At 68.5% G+C, this 26800-nt stretch carries 20 protein-coding genes and 3 rRNA genes; 18 read left to right on the forward strand and 5 right to left on the reverse strand.

Translation table 11 applies throughout. The features are described 5' to 3' along the window. The first annotated feature begins 14 nt into the window (after positions 1-14). Complete coding sequence (proC, locus tag CP982_RS23935; RefSeq protein WP_150512404.1) at positions 15-845, forward strand: pyrroline-5-carboxylate reductase; 831 nt, start codon at positions 15-17, stop codon at positions 843-845. A gap of 134 nt (positions 846-979) precedes the next feature. Here proC and CP982_RS23940 read toward each other — a convergent pair whose 3' ends face one another. After that, complete coding sequence (locus CP982_RS23940; protein WP_150512405.1) at positions 980-1588, reverse strand: cysteine hydrolase family protein; 609 nt, start codon at positions 1586-1588, stop codon at positions 980-982. Between the two features lie 95 nt (positions 1589-1683). Here CP982_RS23940 and CP982_RS23945 point away from each other — a divergent pair, with 95 nt between their 5' ends. After that, a complete protein-coding gene (locus CP982_RS23945; protein WP_150515667.1) occupies positions 1684-2718 on the forward strand; it encodes a GlxA family transcriptional regulator in 1035 nt (344 codons plus the stop codon). On the opposite strand, the gene trpS is transcribed toward CP982_RS23945, so the two are convergent. Next, on the reverse strand, positions 2646-3683 hold the full coding sequence (gene trpS / locus CP982_RS23950) for a tryptophan--tRNA ligase (protein ID WP_150512406.1): 1038 nt from the start codon (positions 3681-3683) through the stop codon (positions 2646-2648). The two genes, CP982_RS23945 and trpS, sit on opposite strands and share 73 nt — an antisense overlap. A gap of 867 nt (positions 3684-4550) precedes the next feature. On the opposite strand from trpS, the gene CP982_RS23960 reads away from it, so the two are divergent. The 11 genes from CP982_RS23960 (at position 4551) to CP982_RS24010 (ending at position 17050) form a co-directional block, all read left to right on the forward strand. After that, positions 4551-6076 (forward strand): 16S ribosomal RNA (locus CP982_RS23960). A gap of 316 nt (positions 6077-6392) precedes the next feature. After that, a 23S ribosomal RNA gene (locus CP982_RS23965) occupies positions 6393-9513 on the forward strand. A gap of 88 nt (positions 9514-9601) precedes the next feature. Then, a 5S ribosomal RNA gene (gene rrf / locus CP982_RS23970) occupies positions 9602-9718 on the forward strand. The 16S, 23S and 5S rRNA genes sit together here, the layout of an rRNA operon. A gap of 62 nt (positions 9719-9780) precedes the next feature. After that, entirely contained in the window at positions 9781-10425 is a 645-nt protein-coding gene (locus CP982_RS23975) for an HAD family hydrolase (RefSeq protein ID WP_150512407.1), read from the forward strand. Between the two features lie 61 nt (positions 10426-10486). Next, positions 10487-11743: an MFS transporter gene (locus CP982_RS23980; RefSeq protein ID WP_150512408.1), complete on the forward strand. Its 1257-nt coding sequence runs from the start codon at positions 10487-10489 to the stop codon at positions 11741-11743. After that, positions 11694-12866: an acetoin utilization protein AcuC gene (locus tag CP982_RS23985; protein ID WP_150512409.1), complete on the forward strand. Its 1173-nt coding sequence runs from the start codon at positions 11694-11696 to the stop codon at positions 12864-12866. Before CP982_RS23980 ends, CP982_RS23985 begins: the two co-directional genes overlap by 50 nt. Positions 12867-13054: 188 nt before the next feature. Further along, positions 13055-13870 (forward strand): phosphatase, encoded by an 816-nt coding sequence (locus CP982_RS23990; RefSeq protein ID WP_150515668.1) that lies wholly within the window; start codon positions 13055-13057, stop codon positions 13868-13870. A gap of 129 nt (positions 13871-13999) precedes the next feature. Then, entirely contained in the window at positions 14000-14209 is a 210-nt protein-coding gene (locus tag CP982_RS23995; protein WP_157164103.1) for a helix-turn-helix domain-containing protein, read from the forward strand. Between the two features lie 132 nt (positions 14210-14341). After that, positions 14342-14440 (forward strand): 30S ribosomal protein bS22, encoded by a 99-nt coding sequence (locus CP982_RS24000; protein WP_003948845.1) that lies wholly within the window; start codon positions 14342-14344, stop codon positions 14438-14440. Between the two features lie 328 nt (positions 14441-14768). Beyond that, entirely contained in the window at positions 14769-15872 is a 1104-nt protein-coding gene (locus tag CP982_RS24005; RefSeq protein WP_150512410.1) for an NAD-dependent epimerase/dehydratase family protein, read from the forward strand. 14 nt (positions 15873-15886) lie between these two features. Next, positions 15887-17050, forward strand: a complete 1164-nt coding sequence (locus CP982_RS24010; RefSeq protein ID WP_150512411.1) for a lysophospholipid acyltransferase family protein — start codon at positions 15887-15889, stop codon at positions 17048-17050. 101 nt (positions 17051-17151) lie between these two features. Here the strand turns inward: CP982_RS24010 and CP982_RS24015 are convergent, their stop codons facing one another. The 3 genes from CP982_RS24015 to CP982_RS24025 form a co-directional block, all read right to left on the reverse strand. Continuing rightward, a complete protein-coding gene (locus CP982_RS24015) occupies positions 17152-18384 on the reverse strand; it encodes a DUF5667 domain-containing protein (protein WP_150512412.1) in 1233 nt (410 codons plus the stop codon). A 333-nt stretch (positions 18385-18717) separates the two neighbouring features. Then, a complete protein-coding gene (locus tag CP982_RS24020; RefSeq protein WP_150512413.1) occupies positions 18718-19488 on the reverse strand; it encodes an ECF subfamily RNA polymerase sigma factor, BldN family in 771 nt (256 codons plus the stop codon). 488 nt (positions 19489-19976) lie between these two features. Beyond that, complete coding sequence (locus CP982_RS24025) at positions 19977-20915, reverse strand: HAD family hydrolase (RefSeq protein ID WP_150512414.1); 939 nt, start codon at positions 20913-20915, stop codon at positions 19977-19979. Between the two features lie 130 nt (positions 20916-21045). Here CP982_RS24025 and CP982_RS24030 point away from each other — a divergent pair, with 130 nt between their 5' ends. The 5 genes from CP982_RS24030 (at position 21046) to CP982_RS24050 (ending at position 26739) form a co-directional block, all read left to right on the forward strand. Next, on the forward strand, positions 21046-21345 hold the full coding sequence (locus CP982_RS24030) for a glutaredoxin family protein (RefSeq protein WP_150512415.1): 300 nt from the start codon (positions 21046-21048) through the stop codon (positions 21343-21345). Positions 21346-21696: 351 nt separating this feature from the next. After that, entirely contained in the window at positions 21697-22452 is a 756-nt protein-coding gene (locus CP982_RS24035) for a redox-sensing transcriptional repressor Rex (protein WP_030687529.1), read from the forward strand. Further along, the gene (locus CP982_RS24040; protein ID WP_150512416.1) at positions 22449-24116 is read left to right on the forward strand and encodes a glutamyl-tRNA reductase; all 1668 of its coding nucleotides are present in this window, start codon (positions 22449-22451) and stop codon (positions 24114-24116) included. Before CP982_RS24035 ends, CP982_RS24040 begins: the two co-directional genes overlap by 4 nt. Then, on the forward strand, positions 24113-25072 hold the full coding sequence (gene hemC, locus CP982_RS24045; protein WP_150512417.1) for a hydroxymethylbilane synthase: 960 nt from the start codon (positions 24113-24115) through the stop codon (positions 25070-25072). The genes CP982_RS24040 and hemC overlap by 4 nt, the downstream gene beginning before the upstream one ends. Further along, positions 25069-26739, forward strand: coding sequence for a bifunctional uroporphyrinogen-III C-methyltransferase/uroporphyrinogen-III synthase (locus CP982_RS24050; RefSeq protein WP_144320294.1), 1671 nt, complete (start codon positions 25069-25071; stop codon positions 26737-26739). Before hemC ends, CP982_RS24050 begins: the two co-directional genes overlap by 4 nt. Positions 26740-26800 lie beyond the last annotated feature (61 nt).

Below are 26800 nucleotides of genomic sequence, written 5' to 3' on the forward strand. Positions count from 1 at the left end.
AGAGGCCCTCGCTCATGAGCCAGACGCGCAAGCCGAGCCAGACCGTCGCGGTCCTCGGCACCGGAAAGATCGGCGAAGCCCTGCTCAGCGGCATGATCCGCGGTGGCTGGGCGCTCGCCGACCTCCTGGTCACCACCCGCCGCCAGGAACGCGCCGACGAGCTCCGCACCCGCTTCGGCGTCGAAGCCCTCACCAACGCCGAGGCCGCCAAGCGCGCCGACACCCTGATCCTCGCCTGCAAGCCGCAGGACATGGAGCGGCTGCTCGACGAACTCGCCCCCCACGTCACCGCCGAACGCCTCGTCATCAGCGCCGCCGCCGGTATCACCACCTCCTTCATCGAGGAGCGCCTGACCGCCGGCACCCCCGTCATCCGCGTCATGCCCAACACCCCCGTCCTCGTCGACGAGGGCATGTCCGTCATCTCGGGCGGCAGCCACGCCACCGCCGCCCACCTCACCCACGCCGAGGACATCTTCGGCGCCGTCGGCAAGACCCTCCGCGTCCCCGAGACCCAGCAGGATGCCTGCACGGCCCTGTCCGGCTCCGGCCCCGCGTACTTCTACTTCCTGGTCGAGGCCATGACCGATGCGGGGATCCTCCTCGGCCTGCCCCGCGACAAGGCCCACGACCTGATCGTCCAGGCCGCCATCGGCGCCGCCGTGATGCTCCGCGACAGCGGCGAGCACCCGGTGAAGCTCCGCGAGAACGTGACCTCACCCGCGGGCACCACGATCAACGCCATCCGCGAGCTCGAGAACCACGGGGTGCGCGCCGCGCTCATCGCCGCCCTGGAAGCCGCCCGCGACCGCAGCCGCGAGCTCGCCTCCGGCAACAGCGTCTGATTCCGCCTCCCTCCTACTGGGTCTACCGGCACACCTCTTACTGGGTCTACCGGCACACCCGCTTACCGGCTCACCCGTGGCGAGGGCTCGGGGCCCCGCCCCTTGCCCCGCCATCGGGACTTCGCGACTCGCCCTCACACACCGGACGGGCCGGACGGCCTGGACGCCCCCGCGATCAGGTCCGCCGTCGTCACCACGCGTGCGAACCCGCCCCCGTGCAGGGTCACCGCCGTCGCCCGCGCGATCTCCTCCGCCCCGAGCCGCCAGCCGAAGGGCCCCTCCAGGTCGAAGGTGTAGGTCGCGTCCAGCGCGAACAGCACGTCGTACCCGAGATTCCCGCCCATCCGCGCCGTCGTCTCCGCGCACATATTGGTCTGGATCCCGGTCACCACGAGCTGCGAGACCCCCGCCTCCTTGAGCCAGGCGTCCAGATTCGGCGTCCCGTAGAAGGCCGAGTTCACGCTCTTCGTCACCAGGAGCTCACCACCGGCCCCCTTCCCACGCCGCTCCTCGACGTACTCCTTGAAGTCGTTGCCCACGTATCCCGACCGCAGCGGCGAGTCCGGCTTCACCGAGTCGTGCCGTACGAACACGACCGGCCGCCCCGATTCCTGCCACGTCCCGATCAGCGCGGCGATGTTGTCGTCGGCCTCCGGGTTGTTCCGCTCTCCCCAGTACTCCACCTCCTCGAAGCCCTTCTGTACGTCCACCACGACCAGTGCTGCGTTCTCTGTGATCTCCATGCCCTCGATGCTGCCGCCCGAGAGCCCTCCGCCCCAGAGGTACAGAAGCCACCGATCGATGGTTTACTGCCAGCGTGTCCACCGCCGCCGAACCGATGCCCGCCACCCCGGCGCCCACGCGCCCGCAGCGCATCGCCCTGCTCGCCTTCCCCGGCATCCGCGCCTTCGACGTCTCCGTGATCACTGAGGTCTGGGGTGCCGACCGCACCGACCGCGGCGTACCCCCCTTCGACCTCCGCCGCGTCGCCGCCGAACCCGCGCCGGTCCCCATGCGCGGCGGCCTCAGCCTCACCCCCGACCGCACTCTCGCCTGGCTGAGCCGTCTGACCGACGGCGACCTGATCGTCGTCCCCGGCCTCGACGACCACCTGACCCCCACACCACCTCCGATCCTCGAAGCCCTGCGCCGCGCCCACGCCCACGGCATCCCTGTCGCCGCCCTCTGCGGCGGCGCCTTCACGCTCGCCCAGGCCGGCCTGCTCGACGGCCGTCGGGCCATCACCCACTGGCACCTCGTCGATCTTCTGCGCGCCCATCACCCCCTTGTCGATGTCGTGCCCGACGCCCTGTTCATCGAGGACGACAAGATCTGGACCGCCGCGGGTACCGCCGCCGGGATCGACCTGTGCCTGCACCTGGTCCGCATGGCACACGGCTCCGAGACCGCCGCGACGATCGCCCGCTCGATGGTCACCGCCCCCTTCCGCACCGGCGGCCAGGCACAGTTCATCGAGCACCCCACACCCCGCGCCGACCGCGACGCCGACGCCCTGGCCGCCGTCCGTGAATACGCCCTCCGTCACCTCCACGAGCCGCTCACCATCGCTGACCTGGCCACCCGGGCGGGCATGTCGGCATGCTCCTTCGCCCGTCACTTCACCGCGGCGACCGGCACCACCCCCCTGCGCTGGCTCCTCGACCAACGCGTCGCCGCCGCACAGAAGCTCCTGGAACGCACCGACCTGCCCATGCCCGAAGTCGCCCGCCGCGCGGGCTTCGGCAGCGAGATCACGATGCGACAGCACTTCGCCTCGCGTCTCGCCACCAGCCCACGCGCCTACCGCGCCACGTTCACCGGCACGTCCGCGGGCACCTCGGCCGCAGGGGGCAGCAGCCCGATCGCTCGATAGGCGGCATCGACCGTCGGCCGAGCCATCCCCCTGGCCCGCTCCGCCCCGGCTCGCAACACCTCCTCTACATACGCCGCATCCGCGACCAGCTCCTTGTGCCGCTCCCGCACGGGCCGCAGCAGCTCCACCACGGCGTCCGCGGTGTCCTTCTTCAACGCTCCGTACGACTCATATACACCGCTCAACTCGTCCGGGTTCCCACCCGTGCAGGCGGCCAGGATCTCCAGCAGATTCGCCACCCCCGGCCGGGCCTCGCGGTCGTACGCGACCCCGCTGCCGCTGTCGGTCACGGCCCGCATGACCTTCTTCCGCACCACGTCCGGCTCGTCAAGGAGGTAGACGATCCCGGCCCCGGACTCGTGGGACTTGCCCATCTTCGACGTCGGGTCCTGCAGGTCCATGACCCGCGCCGCCACCTGCGGCGGCGTCGCCCGCGGCACCACGAACGCGTGCCCGTACCGCTGGTTGAACCGCACCGCGAGGTCCCGCGTCAGCTCGACGTGCTGCGTCTGGTCGTCCCCGACCGGCACCTCATGGGCTCCGTACGCCAGGATGTCCGCCGCCATCAGCACCGGATACGTCAGCAGCGAGAGCCGCACGCTCCCGCCCCGCGCCCGCTCGACGGCCGACTTCTCCTTGTACTGGATCATCCGGCGCATCTCGCCGTCGGTCGCGACGCACTCGAGCAGATACGAGAGCCGCGCGTGCTCGTCCACATGGCTCTGTACGAAGACGGTGCACGGCTCGGGGTCGATCCCCGCGGCGAGCAGCAGCGTCGCCGCCTGCCGACTGAGCCTGCGCACCCGGCCGGGATCGTGCTCCACGGTCAGCGCGTGCAGATCCACCACACAGAACAACGCCTCCGCCCGGTACTGATCCACTTCAGCCCAGCGCCGGACGGCCCCCAGGTAGTTCCCCAGCGTCAGATGCCCGGTCGGCTTGACCCCACTGAAGATCCGCGTCATGGCTGCTCTCCACCTCCAGAACGGGGCCGTCGCCCCGACGGCCGGGCTCAGGTCCTCCGGAGGGAGATACGCGAACGGCCGCCGAGGCGGCGGCCGTTGAGTACACGCGTGAGTACGGCCGCCGTCAGGCGGCCCACCACAGTTGGATGCACGCGTGCGTAGTCACGTCTCCACCGTAGCGCTCCAGGGCCCGGAGTTGACACCCCTAGACCCGGAACGTAGTGTTCTCCGAGTTGCCCGATGTGAGCGCCGACTCTGGTCGGTCCCCGGGCGGCCATTCCGTAAGAACCATCAAATGATCGACGCGCAGCCTCTTCGTGTTCGCGAAGGGTCCGGCGTCGGCTCGTTTCCATGTGTTTTTGCGAAATGAGGAATCGGCGTTCGAAGGGACGCCCCCGATTAGGTCGGGAGCCGAGATTCCGCTAAAGTCTCACTCGTCGGAACGGCCCAACAGTCGTGAAGACAAACCCGGTTGACTGGGAATCAGGCCCGAAAGGATCTGATAGAGTCAAAACCGCCGGAAGGCCGAAAGGCCGGAAAGCACCGAGGAAATCGGAACGGACCGGGAAGCCGGAAAGAGTCTGATAGAGTCGGAAACACGAAATACCGAAGGGAAGCGCCCGGAGGAAAGCCCGAGAGGGTGAGTACAAAGGAAGCGTCCGTTCCTTGAGAACTCAACAGCGTGCCAAAAGTCAACGCCAGATATGTTGATACCCCGTCTGCCGGACATCAGTCCGGTGGCGAGGTTCCTTTGAAAAAGTCCTCCCACTCTGGTGAGAGGCGCACAGCGAGGACGCTGTGAACGACCGGGATTATTCCTCCTGGTTGTTCCGCTCTCGTGGTGTTGCACCCGAGTACGGGTACACATTCACGGAGAGTTTGATCCTGGCTCAGGACGAACGCTGGCGGCGTGCTTAACACATGCAAGTCGAACGATGAAGCCCTTCGGGGTGGATTAGTGGCGAACGGGTGAGTAACACGTGGGCAATCTGCCCTGCACTCTGGGACAAGCCCTGGAAACGGGGTCTAATACCGGATATGACACGGGATCGCATGATCTCCGTGTGGAAAGCTCCGGCGGTGCAGGATGAGCCCGCGGCCTATCAGCTAGTTGGTGAGGTAATGGCTCACCAAGGCGACGACGGGTAGCCGGCCTGAGAGGGCGACCGGCCACACTGGGACTGAGACACGGCCCAGACTCCTACGGGAGGCAGCAGTGGGGAATATTGCACAATGGGCGAAAGCCTGATGCAGCGACGCCGCGTGAGGGATGACGGCCTTCGGGTTGTAAACCTCTTTCAGCAGGGAAGAAGCGAAAGTGACGGTACCTGCAGAAGAAGCGCCGGCTAACTACGTGCCAGCAGCCGCGGTAATACGTAGGGCGCGAGCGTTGTCCGGAATTATTGGGCGTAAAGAGCTCGTAGGCGGCTTGTCACGTCGGTTGTGAAAGCCCGGGGCTTAACCCCGGGTCTGCAGTCGATACGGGCAGGCTAGAGTTCGGTAGGGGAGATCGGAATTCCTGGTGTAGCGGTGAAATGCGCAGATATCAGGAGGAACACCGGTGGCGAAGGCGGATCTCTGGGCCGATACTGACGCTGAGGAGCGAAAGCGTGGGGAGCGAACAGGATTAGATACCCTGGTAGTCCACGCCGTAAACGGTGGGCACTAGGTGTGGGCGACATTCCACGTCGTCCGTGCCGCAGCTAACGCATTAAGTGCCCCGCCTGGGGAGTACGGCCGCAAGGCTAAAACTCAAAGGAATTGACGGGGGCCCGCACAAGCGGCGGAGCATGTGGCTTAATTCGACGCAACGCGAAGAACCTTACCAAGGCTTGACATACACCGGAAACGGCCAGAGATGGTCGCCCCCTTGTGGTCGGTGTACAGGTGGTGCATGGCTGTCGTCAGCTCGTGTCGTGAGATGTTGGGTTAAGTCCCGCAACGAGCGCAACCCTTGTCCCGTGTTGCCAGCAGGCCCTTGTGGTGCTGGGGACTCACGGGAGACCGCCGGGGTCAACTCGGAGGAAGGTGGGGACGACGTCAAGTCATCATGCCCCTTATGTCTTGGGCTGCACACGTGCTACAATGGCCGGTACAATGAGCTGCGATACCGCGAGGTGGAGCGAATCTCAAAAAGCCGGTCTCAGTTCGGATTGGGGTCTGCAACTCGACCCCATGAAGTCGGAGTCGCTAGTAATCGCAGATCAGCATTGCTGCGGTGAATACGTTCCCGGGCCTTGTACACACCGCCCGTCACGTCACGAAAGTCGGTAACACCCGAAGCCGGTGGCCCAACCCCTTGTGGGAGGGAGCTGTCGAAGGTGGGACTGGCGATTGGGACGAAGTCGTAACAAGGTAGCCGTACCGGAAGGTGCGGCTGGATCACCTCCTTTCTAAGGAGCACTTCTTACCGATCCCCTCGGGGTGAGGTCAGAGGCCAGCATGCGGGCGAACGTCTCGCACTGGTTGCTCATGGGTGGAACGTTGACTACTCGGCCTGGTTCACGGGTCGGAGGCTGTTAGTACTGCTCTTCGGGGCGTGGAACGCATGATCTCCGGGCGGGACCGGGTCGGGCACGCTGTTGGGTATCTGAGGGTACGGACTTGTTCCTGACCTCAATGCCGGCCCCAGTGCACTCGAACCGCTGGTTCGGGGTGATGGGTGGTTGGTCGTTGTTTGAGAACTGCACAGTGAACGCGAGCATCTGTGGCCAAGTTTTTAAGGGCGCACGGTGGATGCCTTGGCACCAGGAACCGATGAAGGACGTGGGAGGCCACGATAGTCCCCGGGGAGTCGTCAACCAGGCTTTGATCCGGGGGTTTCCGAATGGGGAAACCCGGCAGTCGTCATGGGCTGTCACCCACCGCTGAATATATAGGCGGTGTGGAGGGAACGCGGGGAAGTGAAACATCTCAGTACCCGCAGGAAGAGAAAACAACCGTGATTCCGGGAGTAGTGGCGAGCGAAACTGGATGAGGCCAAACCTCAAGCGTGTGAGACCCGGCAGGGGTTGCGCTTGGGGGGTTGTGGGATCTCTCTTTCACAGTCTGCCGGCTGTGAGACGAGTCAGAAACCGTTGATGTAGGCGAAGGACATGCGAAAGGTCCGGCGTAGAGGGTAAGACCCCCGTAGTCGAAACGTCAGCGGCTCGTTTGAGAGACACCCAAGTAGCACGGGGCCCGAGAAATCCCGTGTGAATCTGGCGGGACCACCCGTTAAGCCTAAATATTCCCTGGTGACCGATAGCGGATAGTACCGTGAGGGAATGGTGAAAAGTACCGCGGGAGCGGAGTGAAATAGTACCTGAAACCGTGTGCCTACAAGCCGTGGGAGCGTCGCGCAGGGAGCTTGCTCCTTGCGTCGTGACTGCGTGCCTTTTGAAGAATGAGCCTGCGAGTTTGCGGTGTGTTGCGAGGTTAACCCGTGTGGGGAAGCCGTAGCGAAAGCGAGTCCGAATAGGGCGATTGAGTAGCGCGCCCAAGACCCGAAGCGGAGTGATCTAGCCATGGGCAGGCTGAAGCGGAGGTAAGACTTCGTGGAGGGCCGAACCCACCAGGGTTGAAAACCTGGGGGATGACCTGTGGTTAGGGGTGAAAGGCCAATCAAACTCCGTGATAGCTGGTTCTCCCCGAAATGCATTTAGGTGCAGCGTCGTGTGTTTCTTGCCGGAGGTAGAGCACTGGATAGGCGATGGGCCCTACCGGGTTACTGACCTTAGCCAAACTCCGAATGCCGGTAAGTGAGAGCGCGGCAGTGAGACTGTGGGGGATAAGCTCCATGGTCGAGAGGGAAACAGCCCAGAGCATCGACTAAGGCCCCTAAGCGTACGCTAAGTGGGAAAGGATGTGGAGTCGCAGAGACAACCAGGAGGTTGGCTTAGAAGCAGCCACCCTTGAAAGAGTGCGTAATAGCTCACTGGTCTAGTGATTCCGCGCCGACAATGTAGCGGGGCTCAAGCGTACCGCCGAAGTCGTGTCATTCCAGCATGAGGGCCAACGCCCGCTGGGATGGGTAGGGGAGCGTCGTGTGCCGGGTGAAGCTGCGCCGGAAGGCAGTGGTGGACGGTTCACGAGTGAGAATGCAGGCATGAGTAGCGATACATACGTGAGAAACGTGTGCGCCGATTGACTAAGGGTTCCTGGGTCAAGCTGATCTGCCCAGGGTAAGTCGGGACCTAAGGCGAGGCCGACAGGCGTAGTCGATGGATAACCGGTTGATATTCCGGTACCCGCTTTGAAACGCCCAGTATCGAGCCCATTAATGCTAAGGCCGTGAAGCCGTTCCGGACCCTTCGGGGAAAGGAAAGTGGTGGAGCCGCCGACCCAAGGTGGTAGTAGGTAAGCGATGGGGTGACGCAGGAAGGTAGTCCAGCCCGGGCGGTGGTTGTCCCGGGGTAAGGGTGTAGGCCGTGTGATAGGCAAATCCGTCACACATTGAGGCTGAGACCTGATGCCGAGCCGATTGTGGTGAAGTGGATGATCCTATGCTGTCGAGAAAAGCCTCTAGCGAGTTTCATGGCGGCCCGTACCCTAAACCGACTCAGGTGGTCAGGTAGAGAATACCGAGGCGTTCGGGTGAACTATGGTTAAGGAACTCGGCAAAATGCCCCCGTAACTTCGGGAGAAGGGGGCCACACCCGGTGACGAGTTTTACACTCTGAGCTGGGGGTGGCCGCAGAGACCAGCGAGAAGCGACTGTTTACTAAAAACACAGGTCCGTGCGAAGCCGTAAGGCGATGTATACGGACTGACGCCTGCCCGGTGCTGGAACGTTAAGGGGACCGGTTAGCTCCATTTCGGTGGGGCGAAGCTGAGAACTTAAGCGCCAGTAAACGGCGGTGGTAACTATAACCATCCTAAGGTAGCGAAATTCCTTGTCGGGTAAGTTCCGACCTGCACGAATGGCGTAACGACTTCTCGACTGTCTCAACCATAGGCCCGGTGAAATTGCACTACGAGTAAAGATGCTCGTTTCGCGCAGCAGGACGGAAAGACCCGGGACCTTTACTACAGTTTGATATTGGTGTTCGGTTCGGCTTGTGTAGGATAGGTGGGAGACTGTGAAGCGGGCACGCCAGTGTTCGTGGAGTCGCCGTTGAAATACCACTCTGGTCGTGCTGGATGTCTAACCTGGGTCCGTGATCCGGATCAGGGACAGTGTCTGATGGGTAGTTTAACTGGGGCGGTTGCCTCCCAAAGGGTAACGGAGGCGCCCAAAGGTTCCCTCAGCCTGGTTGGTAATCAGGTGTTGAGTGTAAGTGCACAAGGGAGCTTGACTGTGAGACTGACGGGTCGAGCAGGGACGAAAGTCGGGACTAGTGATCCGGCGGTGGCTTGTGGAAGCGCCGTCGCTCAACGGATAAAAGGTACCCCGGGGATAACAGGCTGATCTTCCCCAAGAGTCCATATCGACGGGATGGTTTGGCACCTCGATGTCGGCTCGTCGCATCCTGGGGCTGGAGTCGGTCCCAAGGGTTGGGCTGTTCGCCCATTAAAGCGGTACGCGAGCTGGGTTTAGAACGTCGTGAGACAGTTCGGTCCCTATCCGCTGTGCGCGCAGGAGTCTTGAGAAGGGCTGTCCCTAGTACGAGAGGACCGGGACGGACGAACCTCTGGTGTGCCAGTTGTCCTGCCAAGGGCATGGCTGGTTGGCTACGTTCGGAAAGGATAACCGCTGAAAGCATCTAAGCGGGAAGCCTGCTTCGAGATGAGGACTCCCACCCACTTGATGGGGTAAGGCTCCCAGTAGACGACTGGGTTGATAGGCCAGATATGGAAGCCTGGTAACGGGTGGAGTTGACTGGTACTAATAGGCCGAGGGCTTGTCCTCAGTTGCTCGCGTTCACTGTGTTGGTTCTGAAACCACGAACAACCCCACACCTTCTGGTGTGGTGCGGTAGTTCACAGTTTCATAGTGTTTCGGTGGTCATAGCGTGAGGGAAACGCCCGGTTACATTCCGAACCCGGAAGCTAAGCCTTACAGCGCCGATGGTACTGCAGGGGGGACCCTGTGGGAGAGTAGGACGCCGCCGAACAAATTGTGAGGGAAACCCCCGTGCCAGTGGGCACGGGGGTTTTCTGCGTTTAGGGTCGAAGTATGCGATACGACCTTGTCATCTTCGACAATGACGGTGTCCTGGTGGACAGCGAGCCGCTCTCCAATACGCTCCTCGCCGGATATCTGACCGAGCTCGGGCACCCCACCACCTACGAGGACTCCCTGCGCGATTACATGGGTGCCGCGCTCCACCGCGTACACGACACCGTTCTGGAGCGGTCGGGGCAGCGGTTGCCGGAGGACTTCGACGAGGTTTTTCACGGGCGGGTCTTCGCGGCCTTCGAGCGGGAACTGGAACCCATGGCCGGGGCCTACGAGGTCCTTGAGAAGCTGACCGCCGACGGAGTCGCGTACTGTCTCGCCTCCTCGGGGAGCCATGAGCGGATTCGGGTAGGGCACCGGAAGACCGGGCTCGACAAGTGGTTCGCGGAAGAGCGCGTCTTCAGTTCGCAGGACGTGGGGCGGGGGAAGCCGGCACCGGATCTGTTCCTGTACGCGGCCGAGCGGATGGGGGTCGCGCCGGAGCGGTGCGTCGTGGTGGAGGACAGCCCTCTTGGGGTGCAGGCCGCGATCGCGGCAGGGATGGACGTGTACGGGTTCACGGGCATGACCCCGGCCGAGCGGCTGACCGGGGCCACCCGGCTCTTCGGGGACCTGAGGGAGCTGACCACGCTCCTCAGCTAAAGCTAAGTTGATGAGTGATCTATCTACCCAGCGGTAGCGCCCGGGCCTACGCTTCGCGGTCATGACGGAGACGCTGCGGCGGGGCAGGGCCTCGCTCGCGTTCGGCTTCCTGGTGCAGGGCGTCGCGTTCGCGCTCCTTGTGACGCGGATACCGGCGCTGCAGGACCAGTACGGGATATCCGACGGACTCCTTCCGGTCTTCCTGGCGGGCGTGCCCGTGCTGGCCGGAGCCGGAAGCGTGGGGGCCGAGCGGCTGGTGAGGCGCGTGCGGCCCAGCCGGGTGATGCGGTGGTCGCAGCCCGCGGCACTGCTCGCGCTGCTCGGCGCGGGGGCGGGCGACGCGATGTGGGAGATCGCGGTGGCGCTCGCGGCGTTCGGCGTCGCGGTGGGGGCTCTCGACGCCTCGATGAACATGCTCGGGGTGAGCCTCCAGCGGACCTACGGGCGCAGCATCATGCTCGGCTTCCACGCGGCGTACAGCCTGGGCGGCATCGTGGGGGCCTCGCTGGCGTGGGCCGGCGCGCACTGGGACCTGTCTCTGTTCGTGCTGTACCTGCCGGTGGTCGTGGTGTTGTTGCCCGCCGCGTTCCTGGGGAGTCGGTGGTACGTCGACGACGTACGCGGCCGTGGGGACGTGGGCGCGGAGGGCCGCCAGGAGGGGCAGGACGGCCGGGGCGGTGGGGGTGAGGGCGCCGATGGCGTGGTCGTTTTTCGGACGCTGTTGCCGCTTTGCCTGGTGATGGCGTTCGCGTACATCGGGGACTCGACCGTCTCCAACTGGGGCGCCAAGTACCTCCAGGACGTGCTGGGAAGCTCGGAGCAGCTGTCGACGGTCCCGTACAACGTGTACATGGTGATGACCCTGGTGGGGCGGGGAGTTGGGGACCTGGGGGTGCGGCGGTTCGGGGCGGTGGCCGTGGTGCGGGGCGGAGCCGTGGTGGCCGCGGTGGGGTTCGGTGTGGTGGCCGTGGCCCCTGGGGCGTGGGTGGGGATCGGTGGATTCACGCTGCTCGGCCTCGGGTTGTGCGTGATCGTGCCGCAGACGTTCGCTGCGGCGGGGCGGCTGTTCCCCGGCGCCTCGGACGTGGCGGTCGCGCGGCTCAATATCTTCAACTATGTGGGGTTTCTGGTCGGTTCGCCGCTGGTGGGGGCGCTCGGGGACGTGTGGAACTATCGCGGCGCGATGGTCGTTCCCTTGGTGTTGGTGCTTGTGATCCTGCGGTACGCCCGGTCGTTCGCCCCCGGACCGGACAGATACGGTGACGGTCATGAGCGGGCGCGCACGGCTGATGTGGGACGAAGCGGTAACGGGCTATGACTTCGGTCCTGAGCACCCCATGGACCCGGTCCGGCTCGCCCTGACCAGAAGCCTGATCGGTGCCTTCGGGCTCGACCGGGAGCTGGACGTCGTCGCGGCGAAGCGTGCCGGTGAGTCGACGCTGGGCCTCGTCCACCGCGAGGACTATGTGGCGGCGGTGAAGGCGGCCTCCGCCGACCCGTCCTCGGCGCACGGGGAGTACGGCCTCGGCACGGAGGACGTGCCGGCGTTCGCGGGGATGCATGGTGTGTCCGCGCTGATCGCCGGGCAGTCGGTCGGTGCCGCCGAGGCCGTGTGGCACGGAGAGGCGCTGCACGCGGTGAACTTCGCCGGCGGGCTGCACCATGCGATGCCGGGCGCGGCCTCGGGCTTCTGTGTGTACAACGACGCCGCGCTGGCCATCGCGCGCCTCCTGGAGCTGGGCGCCGAGCGCGTCGCCTATGTGGACGTGGACGTGCACCACGGGGACGGGGTGCAGGCCGCGTTCTGGGACGATCCGCGGGTCCTGACGATCTCCCTGCACGAGCACCCCAGGACGCTGTTCCCGGGGACCGGATGGCCGGAGGAGACGGGAGGCGAGGCGGCGCCGGGCAGTGCGGTGAACGTGGCGCTGCCCGCGGGGACGGGGGACGAGGGCTGGGTGCGGGCGTTCCACGCGCTGGTGCCGGAGCTGCTCGCGGAGTTCCGGCCGCAGGTCCTCGTGACGCAGCACGGTGCCGATACGCACTTCGAGGATCCCCTGGCGCATCTGGCGGTGTCGCTGGACGCGCAGCGGGCGGTGCAGATCGCGTGCCACTCGCTGGCCCACGAGTACGCGGAAGGGCGTTGGGTGGCCCTCGGCGGGGGCGGGTACGCGGTGGTGGACGTGGTGCCGCGGTCCTGGACGCATCTGGTGGGCGTCGCGGCAGGGCGCGAGGTCGAGCCTTCCTCGGGAGTGCCCGAGGAGTGGGGGCGGGAGGTGTTCGCGCGGGCGCGGATCCACGCTCCGGGGCGGATGACGGACGGGCGGTGGCCGGTGCGATGGCGGGGGTGGGACGAGGGGTACGACCCCGCTGACCGTGTGGATCAAGCCGTGTTGGCGGCTCGGCGGGCGGTGTTCCCGCTGCGGGGGCTGCTCGCCTAGGGTCTCGCGGTGCGCCCCGGGCCCGCCCGTGCCCGCTCCGGGGCTGCCGCTCCCGTGCTCGCACTCGATCGTCGCTCCGCGCCTCGCCCGCGAACGCCGGACGGACTGTTACCACCGTGTTAGCCCAACTGTGCGGTGTTTTCGGGGTTTTCGTGATGAGCTTGGTGGGGGTGCGGCAGCATCGGGGCGTGTTGAGCACCGGAGCGTTGCGTGCGCATTTGCTGGCGGCCCGGCTCGCCGGGCCTGTGGCCACGTCACGGGAGGAGAGCCTGCGGAGCTACCGGCTCTTCGCCGCCCGGGATCCGCGCATACTCCTGGGGCTCGATCCCGAATGGACCTGGGGCACGGGCGACTTGCTGCGGCTCATGGCCGACAAGTGCGGGGTGTCGGGCGACCCCCGGCACACTACGGGGGCCGATGTCATCGACCCGGAGCGGACGTTGGCGGCGCTCGACGCGTTCGCCGAGCGGCTCCGGGCGGCGGCCCGGCGGCGGGTTCCCGTGCTGCTCGGGACGGGGCACCCGCATCGACTCCTGGGCTTCTACGCCGCGTTGGCCGATGCCCTGTCGGCGGCGGGCTGCCAGGTCCTCACTCCCGCGCAGGGTTACCGTGTCGACATAACGACCCGGTTCGGCCTACGCACGTACAACCTTGACTACGTACAAGGTGTCGCGCTGGTGCGCGAACCCGGCGCGCGTCCCACCGGGAGTGAGACCGGCGCACACAGCCACTCGCCCTTGCCGGTTCGACGGGCTCTCGGGGTGCAGGCGGAGTCCGGTGGCCCCCTGCCCGAGCTGGTCATCGGGGACCACGGATGGGTCTGCGGAGCAGGTCAGCTGGGGTTTGAGGCGATCGGTCTGGCGGATACGGACGATCCGGCGCTGTTCGTCGGAGAGGCCGAGGGGCGAGTGTCCGTCGTCGTTCCGCTTGATGACGCTGTGCGGTCTGATTACTACCGACCGCTTACTCGCTATGTACTCAATCGAGCGTGTCTGTCACAGTAAACGGCCGATGGCAGCTCCTCTTCCCCACTCGCATCACCCGCCCCTACTCTGGGGAGTGAGCGCACAGCGACGAGGAGTCACCGGAAGGGGAAGCCGGTGCGCGTCATGTGCGGAAGGTTCAGGTGTGTCATGGCTGCTGACCAGAGGCCTCTCAGCGAGGTTGCGTTCCTGACCGTGGCGGAGGTCGCCGCGGTGATGCGAGTCTCGAAGATGACCGTGTACCGGCTGGTGCACAGCGGTCATCTGCCCGCAATCCGGGTCGGAAGGTCCTTCCGAGTGCCCGAGAACGCGGTTCACGAGTACCTTCGCGACTCATACGTGGGGGTGGAGACAGCCTGATCGACATCTCTCGATTACAGGCTCGGCGAACGGGCGGGTAGGCTAGGCCGACGTAGGTCGTGTGGGCCCAGACGCCCCGCACCAATATCCCCGCTGACGCGGGGGTGATCCGAGAAGTGAGCGAGGGTAGTCGTGGGCTCTGTTATCAAGAAGCGGCGCAAGCGGATGGCGAAGAAGAAGCACCGCAAGCTGCTGAAGCGCACGCGCGTCCAGCGCCGCAACAAGAAGTAAGCGGCTGCTGAGCGAGCGAGCCAGCGCACGTACTGAAGCCCTCCCGTCGTCCGACGGGAGGGCTTCGGTGCGTTCGGGGACCTCGCGCAAGGGGTTCATAAGGGGTTCAACTGTTCAAAGCCGGGCGAACGGCTTGATCTCTACGAAGTCGTGTGGCCGTCGTCACTTCGCGCAGCTCGCAGTCATCACAGCGCAACAACAACCCGCTAGCGTTGGCCACGCACGTAACGCGAGGCCGGACGCACCGCGATGCCTGAAGAGGCCGAAGCGCGGTACGCGGCCCGCAGCAACCGAAGCAACGCGGGGCTGGGGAAAGGCGGCGCTGATCTTGGGCAAGGTCGTGCTCGTGACCGGGGTGGCCCGGCAGCTAGGCGGCAGGTTCGTCCGGCGCGTTCAGCGCGATCCCGAGGTCGAGCGGGTGGTCGCCGTCGACGCGGTGCCGCCCGAGCACCATCTGGGCGGCGCCGACTTCGTCCAGGCCGACATCCGGCAGCCCACGATCACCCGGGTGCTCGCCGAGCACGCCGTGGACACGGTGGTGCACATGGACGTCACGGGCACCGCGCTCGCCGGCGGCAGCCGCGGCTCGGTCAAGGAGACCAACGTCATCGGCACCATGCAGCTGCTCGGCGCCTGCCAGAAGTCGCCGACGGTCAAGCGCCTGGTGGTGAAGTCGAGTACGAACGTGTACGGCTCGGCGCCGCGCGATCCGGCGATCTTCACGGAGACCACCCCGCCCAAGTCGCTGCCGAGCGGCGGCTTCGCCAAGGACACCGTCGAGGTCGAGGGCTATGTCCGGGGCTTCGCGCGCCGTCGCCCGGACGTCGCGGTGTGCGTCCTGCGGTTCGCGAACATCCTCGGCCCGGCCGCGGACTCGCCGCTCGCCGAGTACTTCGCGCTGCCGGTCCTGCCGACGGTCTTCGGCTACGACCCGCGCCTGCAGTTCGTCCACGAGGACGATGTGATCGAGGTGCTGCGCCTCGCCTCGCACGACCCGGCGCGCTCCACGCTCAACAGCGGCACCTTCAACATCGCGGGTGACGGACTGCTGCTGCTCTCGCAGTGCGCGCGCCGCCTCGGCCGTCCGACGCTGCCCGTGTTCCTGCCCGCCGTCACCTGGGTGGGCACCGCGCTGCGCACGCTCGGGGTCACCGACTTCTCGCGCGAGCAGATCCGGCTGCTCACCCACGGCCGGGTCGTGGCGACGCGGCAGATGCGCGAGACACTGGGGTTCAAGCCCAAGTACACGACCGCGGAGACCTTCGCGGACTTCGTACGCAGCCGGGGTCCCGGGCTGCTGCCTCCGGAGGCGCTCGCGGCGGCCGTCGACAAGGTCGCGGCGCTGCCGTTCGCGAGCGGCGGTCCGGAGCGCGGCGCCCCCGTGGGCGCCGGGCGCGAAGCCGACGACAGTGCCCACCACAGCGCCAACTGAGGAGATCGTCAACGATGGCGGACGCCAAGGTCATTCCGTTCGACGACGACCGGTCGCGTGGGGCCGGACAGCGGCCGCCGCGCCGCAGGACCACCGTGTCGCGCCGCAAGGGCGACGCGGCGACGGTGCGTGAGGTCAAGGCGGTGCCGGCAGGGCGCGACGGAGGTGCTCCCGGGGTGGACGAGACCAAGCCGGGGGCCGCGGGCGGGGACTCCTCCGAGCCTTCGGGCCGGCGGCCGCGGCGGGACGGCCGCGCCCGGGGTGAGGTGTCCGAGGCCGACCGCGCCGGGGAGCGGGAGTCGGTGGCACGGCAGGTGCCCGAGCCGCGCGGCGGCGGGGGCGGCTGGGACCGGCGGATCGCCGGTGGCCTCGCGTTCCTGCGGCGGCGGCTGACGGGGGACTACGAGGTCGACGAGTTCGGGTACGACGCGGAGCTCACCGACCAGGTCCTGATGTCGCTGCTCCGGCCGATCTACGACAAGTACTTCCGGGTGGAGGTCAAGGGCATCGAGAACGTGCCCAGTGACGGCGGGGCGCTGATCGTCGCCAACCACTCGGGGACGCTGCCGTGGGACGGCCTGATGATGCAGGTCGCCGTGCACGATCACCATCCGCAGCAGCGGCATCTGCGGCTGCTCGCGGCCGACTTGGTGTTCATGCTGCCGGTGGTGAACGAGCTGGCGCGCAAGGCCGGGCACACGCTGGCCTGTGCGGAGGACGCGGGGGCGCTGCTTGAGCGGGGGGAGCTCGTCGGGGTGATGCCCGAGGGGTTCAAGGGGATCGGGAAGCCCTTCGGGGAGCGGTACAAGTTGCAGCGGTTCGGGCGGGGCGGGTTCGTGTCCACGGCGCTGCGGACCGGGTCGCCGATCGTGCCGTGCTCCATCGTGGGCGCGGAGGAGATCTACCCGATGGTGGGCAACGCGAAGACGTTGGCCCGGGTGTTGGGGATTCCCTACTTTCCGCTGACGCCCACGTTTCCTTGGCTGGGGCCTTTGGGGGTGGTGCCGTTGCCGACGAAGTGGACCATCCAGTTCGGGGAGCCGATTCCCACGGACGGGTATCCGCCGGAGGCCGCCGAGGATCCGATGCTGATGTTCAACCTCACGGATCAGGTGCGGGAGCAGATTCAGCACACGCTGTACAAGCTCCTTGTGCAGCGGCGGTCGGTGTTCTTCTGACGCCCAGCAGGGCCGGACGGGCTGCAACGACGTAGACGAGCTGAAACGACCCGGCCGTCCGCCTTCCCATTTCGGGGGCGGACGGCCGGGTGTCGAAACGCCTACTTCTGGCCCTCGTCCTCGATGCTCAGCTCCGGCAGGAGCCCGGGGATCAGGGGCGGGAGGGTCACGTCCGGCTTCGCGGGGTCGGGGTTGCTGTGGGGCTTCTCGGACGTGTGGTGCGAGGGGGGCGGGGTGTGCGGACCGGGCGGTTCGATCAGGCCGTCCGTCACTCCGGGGAGGAGGCCTTCGCTCTCCTTGTGGGAGGGGGCGGGGGGCCTCGGCTTGCCCGGGGCGCGGTGGGACGGGGACTCGTCCGCGGTGTGCGGGGACGGGTGGTCCCGGCGGGGCGTGTCGGGGGCTTCCTCGCGGGGGCGGTCGTCCGTCGCGCGGTGCTTTCCGGGCGTCCTGGGAAGCAGGGAGCGCAGCGGGTCGACTTGCTGCTCTATGGCGTCGAAGACGGAGCTGACCTCTTGGCCCACGTCACCGAGCTGGACGGGGAGCTTGGCGCGCAGGTCGCGCCAGCTGGCGCCGTGGGCCTTGGCGAAGGAGGAGAGCGCCTGGATGGGCCCGAGGGAGCCGTCGCGCTCGTAGGCCTGGCGGAGGAGGCGGTGGCCTTCCGAGGCGTCGTGGCGCATGCCGGAGAGGGCGCGGCGGACCTCGCCGAGGGACTCGTGGTCGAGGTCGCCGGAGCGGGCGCGCTCCATCAGCCTGCGGGCCTCGCTGAGCCTGGTGGAGGCCTGGTCGAGGTAGATCTGGCCGCGGTCGGCGTCGCTGTCCGCCATGCCGAGCTTGAGGTCTTCCATGCCGCGCTTGAGGCCGTAGAGCGAGTCGCCCGGCAGTGCGTCGTTGCTCGCGGCGGCGATGCCGCCGAAGGCTCCGGCGGCCACGCCCACGGTGAGTCCGCCCGCGGCGATGCCTTTGGACAGACGGGTGCGCGGCTTGAGCTTCCGCAGTGCGCGGTGGGCGCCCTTGCGGGAGCGCTGGCGCGGCACGGAGGCGGCGTCGCCTGTGGTGCCCTCCGCGAGCATGGCCTCCATGGCGGCCACGAGCTGGGCCCGCTGCACCACTTTGACCTCGGGGTCGAGCTCCGGCCTGGGGAGCCGGGCCAGGCCGTCGGCGAGCGCCAGGAGGCGGTCGCTCTCGGCCGGTCCTGGCCCCGCGGTGTCGGGGCGGGCGACCGCGTGGGCGGCGGGTTCTTCGGGCTGCTCGGCCGCCGGGTCCTGGCCGGAGTGCTCCTCCAGGGCCTGGGCGAAGGCGTTCGCCCGCCGGTGGGCCGATACGTTCGCGATCACTGGCGGCACCTCCTCTCGTCATGACGTCGACTCCCCAGGCGTCCTGAGGGTTGCAGGTCCTGAGCGCTTCCACACGATCGGGTGAACGAATGGGGCGTCCCCCTGCTCTTTCGGAGCTCGGGGGAGGTCAGGATGCGACCACAGGGAGCCTGCATCTCGCACAACGAGCGTCGCGGCACTTGGGTTACGGACGGAGGATGATCGGACCGCCAAAGAATGAGGAGATGCCGCGACGGCCATCTGGCCGCCACGGACGGTGAGTTGGCGCTCGCTCAGGGTGTCGGACCGGTGGTCGGTCCGGGTGCCGGCCCGGCTGTCGGCCCGGATGCCGGGTCAGCGGGCGTCGTCCGGGAGGAGCCGGGCGAGGGTGCGGACCGCTCGGTACTGAAGGGTCTTGATCGCGCCTTCGTTCTTGCCCATCACGCGTGCGGTCTCGGCGACGGACAGGCCCTGGAGGAAGCGCAGCGTCACGCACTCCTGCTGCTGCGGGTTGAGGCGGCGGACGGCGTCCAGGAGCGCCGCGTTCGACAGGGATTCGAGGACGGAGTCCTCCGGGCTGCGCTCGACCTCGTTGGCGTCGAGCATTTCGCCGGTGGTCACTTCGAGGCGGAACCGGCTCGACTTGAAGTGGTCGGCGACGAGATTGCGGGCGATCGTGACCAGCCAGGCGCCGAAGTCGCGGCCCTGCCAGGTGAAGGTGCCGATCCGGCGCAGGGCGCGCAGAAAGGTCTCACTGGTGAGGTCCTCGGCGGTCGCCTTGCCGCCGACGCGGTAGTAGATGTAGCGGTAGACCGTGTCGCTGTACTGGTCGTAGAGGCGGCCGAACGCGTCGGCCTCGCCCGCCTGGGCGCGCTCGACGAGGTCCATCATGCGGGCGCTGTCACTGTCCGCGGCGGGGCGGCGGGTGGTGGTGGCGGCGCCGGAGCGCGTCCGTCTGCTGACCGCGGCACCGCCGTCCGCCAAGGCGTAGCACGGCCCGGCGGGTGCCGGGACGGCGAAGGCGGGGACGGCGTACGCGGTGGGGACGAAGCCGCGCAGGCGGTCGAGGACCGTTGCGCGCAGCGTAGCCAGGCCCGAGGCGTCAACCCCGACGTGTGGGTACACGGGACTCCCAGAGGCAGAGCTTCCATCACGTGCAGTGCTGGACCGTTCACCCGTCGTAGCGACGTGCGGGGTCCGGTATGCGTCTGAGGAGAATAACGCTTCGTACAGGCAGCGCTACACCCAGTTGCTCAAATCATCGATTACGTCGCTTCTCTTACCGTTCAGCGGTCGGACAAGTACCGGTTATTGAACGCTTATTGATCGAAACGGCGCGCATTCGGGCTGAGCGGGGGGCGTGTTGTGGCCGAGTTGAACGAACGGGACTGGCGGGAGGCCCGACGGGTAAGAGAGAACGATTACCGCCGTTTTCGCACTGGTGACGGTACGTGGCGGCCGCCGGGCCGCACACGCGATCGATGCCGGCGGAGACGCGGGGGATATGGCCCGCCCGGCGTTCGAGGACGAGCACGCGGCGCGAAAGGGAAGCCGGTCCGGCGCCCGAGGACGAGGTGCGCGGCGCCGGGGGACGGCTCACGCGCCCCGAGGGCTCAGTGGCGGCGGCGGTGCAGCGCCACCGCGGCCGCGGCCCCGCCGGCGAGGGCTCCCACGCCCGCGGCCGCCGGGATGCCGACCTTCGCGGCCTTCCGGCCCGTGCGGTAGTCCCGCAGCCGCCAGTCGCGGGCGCGCGCGTGCTTGCGCAGCTTGGCGTCGGGGTTGATCGCGTACGGATGGCCGACGAGCGACAGCATCGGGATGTCGTTGTGGGAGTCGCTGTAGGCGGCGCAGCGGGCCAGGTCGAGGCCTTCGGCGGCGGCCAGGGCGCGCACCGCCTCGGCCTTGGCGGGGCCGTGCAGGGGCTCGCCGACGAGCTTGCCCGTATAGATGCCGCCGACGGACTCGGCGACCGTGCCGAGCGCGCCGGTCAGGCCGAGGCGGCGGGCGATGATCGTGGCCATCTCCACCGGGGCCGCGGTGACCAGCCAGACCTTCTGGCCCGCGTCGAGGTGGGCCTGGGCGAGGGCGCGGGTGCCGGCCCAGATGCGGTCGGCCAGGTAGTCGTCGTACACGGCCTCGCCGATGGAGATCAGCTCGGCGACGCGGTGGCCCTTGACGATGGACAGGGCGCTCTCGCGGGCGTCCTGGAGGTGCTCGGGGTCCTCGCCCGCGAGCCGGAACCAGGCCTGCTGCCAGATGAACCGGGTGAGTTCGCGGCGCTGGAAGAACTTGCGCTGGTACAGGCCGCGGCCGAAGTAGAAGAGCGCGGCGCCCTGCAGCACGGTGTTGTCGAGGTCGAAGAAGGCGGCGGCCTTGTCGTCGCCGACCACCGGGAACTCGGGACCTGCGGCCTCGTCGGGCGGCGGGGTCCGCGCGAGGTCTTCCAACTCCTGCGAGGACTTGCGAGCGGCCTCCGCCGAGGCCTCGCCTGCCAGGACGCTGCGCGCGGTGGCGGAGCGCCTACGGGGGTGGAGCCAACCGAGAGCGGCCATGCCGTCGAGCATAGCCACTCTGTTCGGTTCTCCCGTGAAGGCTGGGATTCGAACCCGTCAACGCACTGTGTCGCGCTGGTCACAGTACGGGGTTCGCCCGGTGCGGGGGAGCGCGTAGGAAGCTGGGGGCATGAGCCCGATTTTTCGTAGGACGGCGAAGCAGGCGGCGCGGAGTGCCGCGAAGGTGCCCGGGGACCGGCTGGTCACGCTGATCGGCAAGCCCGGGTGCCATCTGTGCGAGGACGCCGAGGCCGTGGTGGAGAAGGTGTGCGGCGAGCTGGGCGCCGCGTGGGAGAAGAAGGACATCACCGAGGACGAGGCGCTGCACCGGGAGTACTGGGAGCAGATTCCGGTGGTCCTCGTGGACGGGGAGCAGCACACCTTCTGGAAGGTCGACGCCGAGCGGCTGCGGCGGGCGCTCACGCAGTAGCGGGCGGGGGCCGGCCGCATAGCACGGGTGTGGCGGGGGCCGTGCGCGGCGATGGCTGGTTATGACGTCCGGAGCTGTCCGGAAAGTCGTTTAGCATCGGGTGCGGTTCGGAGGTCTCGGGGGCGATGATCATGAGGAGTGTGTGCGGCTTTGCCCCCGTCAGGTGAGTGTCGTTCCTGGCCGTGCGCCGGTTCCACGAAAGTGCGCCAGGGGCGCGTGACCCCGGTCACGTTGGGCGGGCAAATCGGACACCATCTTTGTGCACGCGTTCACAAAGACATAGCCTGCATTCGACGGGGCGGTCTTGGGACGTGGGGCCGCCCGCAGCCCCGCTCTACCCGCAGGAGCACCGTGGCAACTGGCCGAACTCACCGACCGGCGACCCGTAGCCGAGGGATCCCCGAGGCCACCGTCGCCCGACTTCCGCTGTACCTGAGGGCGCTGACCGCGCTGTCGGAGCGCTCCGTGCCCACGGTCTCCTCCGAGGAGCTCGCGGCCGCCGCGGGGGTCAACTCCGCGAAGCTGCGCAAGGATTTCTCGTACCTCGGTTCGTACGGAACGCGCGGTGTCGGCTACGACGTCGAGTACCTCGTCTACCAGATCTCCCGTGAGCTCGGTCTGACCCAGGACTGGCCTGTTGTCATCGTCGGCATCGGTAACCTCGGCGCCGCCCTGGCCAATTACGGCGGGTTCGCCTCGCGCGGGTTCCGCGTGGCCGCCCTCATCGACGCCGATCCGGCGATGGCGGGCAAGCCCGTCGCGGGCATGCCGGTGCAGCACACCGACGACCTCGAGAAGATCATCACGGACAACGGTGTCTCGATCGGCGTGATCGCGACCCCCGCGGGCGCCGCCCAGCAGGTCTGCGACCGTCTCGTCGCCGCCGGCGTCACGTCCATCCTGAACTTCGCTCCGACCGTCCTGACCGTCCCGGACGGCGTCGACGTGCGCAAGGTCGACCTCTCCATCGAGCTGCAGATCCTCGCCTTCCACGAGCAGCGCAAGGCCGGCGAGGAAGGGGCGGGCGACGGCGCCGCCGCGCCCGCCGCCTCCCAGGAGCACCGGAAGGGACCCGACGGGGACGTCCCCGCGGTGATGCCGGCATGAGTCTCCTCGTCGTTGGCCTCAGCCACCGGAGCGCTCCGGTGAGCGTCCTGGAGCGGGCCGCGCTCACCGTCGACGCGCAGTCCAAGCTGCTGCACGACACGGTGGCCGCCGAGCCCGCGGCCGAGGCCGCCGTGCTCGCCACCTGCAACCGCATCGAGCTGTACGCGGACGTGGACAAGTTCCACGCGGGCGTGGCCGAGCTGTCGACGCTGCTCGCCCGGCACAGCGGCGTGAGCCTCGAGGAGCTCACCCCTTATCTGTACGTGCACTACGAGGACCGGGCGGTGCACCACCTGTTCTCGGTGGCGTGCGGCCTGGACTCGATGGTCGTGGGCGAGGGGCAGATCCTCGGCCAGATCAAGGACGCCCTGGCGCGGGCGCAGGACCTGCACACCGCGGGGCGGCTGCTCAACGACCTGTTCCAGCAGGCGCTGCGGGTCGGCAAGCGGGCGCACTCCGAGACCGGCATCGACCGGGCCGGGCAGTCCCTGGTGACCTTCGGCCTGGAGCAGCTCGCCGGGCGCGAGCCGGTGGAGGCGTGGGCCAAGGGCAAGCGCGCCCTGGTGATCGGCGCGGGCTCCATGTCGTCCCTGGCGGCGGCGACCCTCGCGCGCTCCGGCGTCGAAGAGATCGTGATCGCCAACCGCACCCTGGAGCGGGCCGAGCGGCTGGCACAGATCCTCGCCGACGGCGGCACCGGTGTGCGGGCCCGGGCGGTCCGGATGGACGCGGTGGCGGCCGAGCTGACACGTGCCGACGTGGCCGTTTCCTGCACCGGCGCCACGGGTCTCGTGCTCACGGGCGCCGATGTCGCGGCGGCGGTCTCCGGCCGGACGGGTACGCCCGCGGTGACGCTCCCCGGCCAGTCGGGCACGCCCGCGGCCACCGCTGACACCTCCCTGGCCTGCGCGGACGACACCTGCCTCGTCACGCCCGCCGACGACACCGACGGCGCCGAAGGGCCCGACGCGGGCCCGCACATCGGCGACGCCCACGCGTACGAGCAGCACGGCGCGCTCGTCGACAACAGCCCCGCCGTGGGCGCCGCCGCGTCGCGGACCGCCACGGCCGTGGCCCGCGCTCAGGTCGCCGCCCCGGGCCTTGCCGTCGCGCTCGCCCTGCTCGACCTGGCCATGCCGCGTGACATCGACGCGGCCGTGCACCGCGTCGAGGGCGTCCGGCTCGTCGACATCGAGTCGCTCGCGGAGGCCTCCGCCGACGCGCCGATGGCCGCCGACGTGGACGCCGTGCGCACGATCGTGTCCGACGAGGTGGCCGCGTTCGGCGCCGCCCAGCGGGCCGCGCACATCACGCCCACCGTGGTCGCCCTGCGCACCATGGCCGCCGACGTCGTCAGCAGCGAGATCGCCCGGCTCGACGGGCGCCTTCCGGAGCTCGGCGACAAGCAGCGGGCCGAGATCACGCAGACCGTGCGCCGCGTCGTGGACAAGCTGCTGCACGCGCCGACGGTGCGGGTGAAGCAGCTGGCCAGCGAGCCTGGCGGCGCCGGGTACGCGGACGCGCTCCGCACCCTCTTCGACCTCGACCCGGAGACGGTCGCGGCCGTGTCCCGGGCCGACCACCTGCGGGACGCCCCCGGCGTCCAGGCGGCTCTGCAAGACCAGCTCCACCAGAACGACGACCCGAAGCGAGGCCGGGCATGACCGAGAGGGCCCTCAGGCTCGGGACCAGGCGCAGCAAGCTGGCGATGGCCCAGTCCGGCCAGGTGGCCGAGGAGGTCCGGCAGTTGACGGGGCGCCCCGTCGAGCTCGTCGAGATCACCACGTACGGCGACACCTCGCGCGAGCACCTCGCGCAGATCGGTGGCACCGGTGTGTTCGCGACCGCGTTGCGGGACGCGCTGCGCGACGGCGAGGTCGACTTCGCCGTGCACTCGCTGAAGGACCTGCCGACCGCGCAGCCCGAGGAGTTCACGCTCGCCGCCCTGCCGGTGCGCGAGGACCCGCGGGACGTCCTGGTCGCGCGCGAGGGCCTGACCTTCGCGCAGCTGCCGGACGGGGCCCGCGTGGGCACCGGCTCGCCGCGCCGCATGGCGCAGCTCAACGCGTACGCCCGCGCTCACGGTCTGACCATCGAGACCGTGCCGATCCGCGGCAACATCGACTCCCGGATCGGATACGTGCACGACGGGCGGCTCGACGCCGTCGTCCTGGCCGCCGCCGGACTCAGCCGCGTCGGCAGGCTCGACGAGGTGACCGACTTCCTGTCGGTCGACATGGTTCTGCCCGCCCCCGGCCAGGGGGCACTGGCGATCGAGTGTGCCGCGTCCAACGCGGACCTCATCGCCGCGCTCGCCGAGCTCGACGACCCGTACACACGGGCCGCCGTGACCGCCGAGCGATCCCTGCTCGCCGCCCTGGAGGCCGGCTGCAGCGCACCTGTGGGCGCGCTGGCCGACCTGCTGGCCGACGGACAGGTTGTCAAGGAAATGCGCCTGCGCGGCGTCGTCGGTGCCACCGACGGCTCGTCGCTGGTGCAGCTGACCACCACCGGTCCCGTGCCCGGGACGGAAGACCAGGCGATGGCGCTCGGGCGGGAACTCGCCGCCGAGATGCTCGCCAAGGGCGCGGCCGGTCTGATGGGGGAGCGAGCACTTTGAGCCCCACCTCGAACCTTCCCGGCCTTCCCGCACACGGGCACGTCACCTTTCTCGGTGCCGGACCCGGAGATCCGGGACTGCTGACTCTGCGCGCCGTCGAGGCGCTGGCCCGAGCGGATGTGCTGATCGCCGAGCCGGATGTTCTCGATGTCGTACGCGTGCATGCCCGAGGGGGTGTGGACACACCGCTGCCCCAGTCGGCTGACGGCACGTCAGAGAGCGCTCAGGCGCCGACTGCCGCACCGGCTCAGGCTGCGGCCAATCTTGTCATGGAGGCGGCGCGGGGCGGCAGGCGGGTCGTGCGTGCGGTGACCGGTGACCCCGGTCTGGACACGGACGCCGCGGACGAGATGCTCGCCTGTGCCGCCGAGGGCATCCCCTTCGAGGTGGTGCCGGGCATCGCGACCGCGGTGGGCGTGCCCGCCTACGCGGGGGTGCCGCTGCGCGACGCGCAGGGCACGGACGTGCGCTTCGTCGACGCGCGGACCGCGTCCGACCGCTGCTGGAGCGAGGTCGGGGCGTCGGACGGGACCGTGGTGGTCTCGACGGCCCTGGACTCGGTGGCGGCGGCCGCGGGCGAACTGGTCGCCGCCGGGCGCAAGCCCGACACGCCGATGACGGTGACCATCGCCGGTACGACGACGCGCCAGCGCACCTGGACGGCGACGCTTGGCACCATCGCGCAGGTCCTCAAGCAGGCGAAGGTCCTCCCCTCGCCCGACGGGGGCCGGCCCGTCATAGCCGTGGTCGGTGAGCGTTCCGCCGCCGCCCGGCGCGACCAGTTGTCGTGGTTCGAGTCGAAGCCGCTCTTCGGGTGGCGGGTGCTCGTGCCGCGCACGAAGGAGCAGGCGGCGTCGCTCTCCGACCAGCTGCGTTCGTACGGCGCGGTGCCGCACGAGGTGCCGACGATCGCCGTCGAGCCGCCGCGCACGCCCCAGCAGATGGAGCGGGCGGTCAAGGGGCTCGTGACCGGGCGCTACGAGTGGATCGCCTTCACCTCGGTGAACGCGGTCAAGGCGGTGCGCGAGAAGTTCGAGGAGTACGGGCTCGACGCCCGTGCCTTCGCGGGCATCAAGGTCGCCGCCGTGGGCGAGCAGACGGCCGCCGCGCTCATCGCCTTCGGCGTGAAGCCGGACCTGGTGCCGAGCGGGGAGCAGTCCGCCGCGGGCCTCCTGGAGGACTGGCCGCCGTACGACCCCGTCTTCGACCCGATCGACCGGGTGTTCCTGCCCCGCGCCGACATCGCCACGGAGACCCTCGTCGCCGGGCTCATCGACCTCGGGTGGGAGGTCGACGACGTCACCGCCTACCGGACCGTGCGGGCCTCGCCGCCGCCCGCGGAGACCCGCGAGGCGATCAAGGGCGGCGGCTTCGACGCCGTGCTCTTCACGTCGAGCAGCACGGTGCGGAACCTGGTCGGCATCGCCGGCAAGCCGCACAACGTGACCGTGATCGCCTGCATCGGGCCCGCCACCGCGAAGACCGCGGAGGAGCACGGCCTGCGCGTGGACGTGATGGCTCCGGAGCCGTCCGTGCACAAGCTGGCGGCGGCCCTCGCGGAGTTCGGCGCCCGGCGCCGGGCCGCCGCGATCGAGGCGGGCGATCCCGTCACGCGACCCAGTGAGCGTCGGCCGGGGGCCCGGCGGCGCCGGGCGGCCGCGCCGTAGGCTGCCTTCTCGGGTGCGCGCCAGGCCCACCCCGTCCCGAACCAGGGGGGCGTCAGCCCCC

Source organism: Streptomyces spectabilis, assembly GCF_008704795.1.
GTDB lineage: Bacteria > Actinomycetota > Actinomycetes > Streptomycetales > Streptomycetaceae > Streptomyces > Streptomyces spectabilis.

Coding starts and splice junctions, on each gene's coding strand:
- CP982_RS24030 (WP_150512415.1), top strand. CDS start 21,046: ATGAGCCCGATTTTTCGTAGGACGGCGAAGCAGGCGGCGCGGAGTGCC.
- CP982_RS23940 (WP_150512405.1), bottom strand. CDS start 1,588: ATGGAGATCACAGAGAACGCAGCACTGGTCGTGGTGGACGTACAGAAG.
- CP982_RS23985 (WP_150512409.1), top strand. CDS start 11,694: ATGAGCGGGCGCGCACGGCTGATGTGGGACGAAGCGGTAACGGGCTAT.
- trpS (WP_150512406.1), bottom strand. CDS start 3,683: ATGACGCGGATCTTCAGTGGGGTCAAGCCGACCGGGCATCTGACGCTG.
- CP982_RS23975 (WP_150512407.1), top strand. CDS start 9,781: ATGCGATACGACCTTGTCATCTTCGACAATGACGGTGTCCTGGTGGAC.
- CP982_RS23980 (WP_150512408.1), top strand. CDS start 10,487: ATGACGGAGACGCTGCGGCGGGGCAGGGCCTCGCTCGCGTTCGGCTTC.
- CP982_RS24025 (WP_150512414.1), bottom strand. CDS start 20,915: ATGGCCGCTCTCGGTTGGCTCCACCCCCGTAGGCGCTCCGCCACCGCG.
- proC (WP_150512404.1), top strand. CDS start 15: ATGAGCCAGACGCGCAAGCCGAGCCAGACCGTCGCGGTCCTCGGCACC.
- CP982_RS24040 (WP_150512416.1), top strand. CDS start 22,449: ATGAGTCTCCTCGTCGTTGGCCTCAGCCACCGGAGCGCTCCGGTGAGC.
- CP982_RS24010 (WP_150512411.1), top strand. CDS start 15,887: ATGGCGGACGCCAAGGTCATTCCGTTCGACGACGACCGGTCGCGTGGG.
- CP982_RS23995 (WP_157164103.1), top strand. CDS start 14,000: ATGGCTGCTGACCAGAGGCCTCTCAGCGAGGTTGCGTTCCTGACCGTG.
- CP982_RS23945 (WP_150515667.1), top strand. CDS start 1,684: ATGCCCGCCACCCCGGCGCCCACGCGCCCGCAGCGCATCGCCCTGCTC.
- hemC (WP_150512417.1), top strand. CDS start 24,113: ATGACCGAGAGGGCCCTCAGGCTCGGGACCAGGCGCAGCAAGCTGGCG.